This window comes from Oleiphilus sp. HI0061 (assembly GCF_001635675.1).
Genome location: NZ_LWFE01001469.1, coordinates 1 through 1,012, shown reverse-complemented (window position 1 = coordinate 1,012; position 1,012 = coordinate 1). Strand labels below are relative to the sequence as shown.

The following is a 1,012-nucleotide window of genomic DNA, read 5'->3' as shown; positions in this document are numbered from 1 at the left end:
TATCTGACAAACGATACAAAGCCCGAAGACATTACTCGCGCCAAGCAAGCGGGCATTATTGCAGCCAAGCTTTACCCAGCAGGAGCAACAACCAATTCCGATGCTGCAGTTTCAGCCTTGAACGAGCTTTACCCGGTTTTTGAGGCAATGCAAGCTTGCGACATGTTATTACTGATTCACGGTGAAGTGACCTCTCATGAGGTTGATATCTTTGATCGGGAAAAGTTTTTTATTGAACAACACCTAGCCCCTATCACCGAAAAATTTACCGAGCTAAGAGTTGTTTTTGAGCATATCACAACCTCTGAAGCTGCTCAGTTTGTACAAGCAGGCTCAGACAAACTGGCCGCAACGATCACTCCCCAACACCTGCTCCTTAATCGTAATGACCTGCTCGTAGGCGGTATTCGGCCCCATAACTTCTGCCTACCTGTACTTAAACGCAACACCCACCAAACAGCGCTTAGAGAAGCTGTAAAGAGTGGCTCAAGCAAATTCTTCCTTGGAACCGACTCAGCACCTCACGAAAAGGCGAAAAAAGAGTCATCTTGCGGCTGTGCTGGCTGCTACAGTGCCTGGAGCGCTATAGAGCTTTATGCGCAAGTATTTGAGGACCTTGGAGCGATCGACAAGTTCGAAGGCTTTGCCAGCCATCACGGCCCAGATTTTTACCAACTACCACGCAATACCAGTACTATCACACTTCAAAAAGAAGAATGGACCATCCCGGAGCAAATCATTCTCCCTAATGGCAATCCAATTGTTCCTTTTTATGCCGGGCAAACAGTTAACTGGAAGCTAAAAACAAAATAACTCCAGATCTCACCGTCTTGGCCGATATAAGCCAAGACGCCGCTGATTGCGGTCGTTATTTTTTCTACAAACATTGTAGAAATACGTAAGCATACTAGACTTATTCAAACAAGCTAAAACGATTGCTTCTAGTGACACTGAGGCCAGACTTGCTCGCTAAATAGGCTCGTCTTGTCGTTCGCACTCGAAACATTTTAGC

Annotated in this window: 1 protein-coding gene; it reads left to right on the top strand. The window is 46.0% G+C overall.

Features of this window, described 5'->3' with window-relative positions:
* Positions 1-813 (top strand): dihydroorotase (pyrC, locus tag A3735_RS23040; protein WP_068638731.1); only part of this gene is annotated, 813 nt, incomplete at its 5' end.
* Positions 814-1,012: the final 199 nt, after the last annotated feature.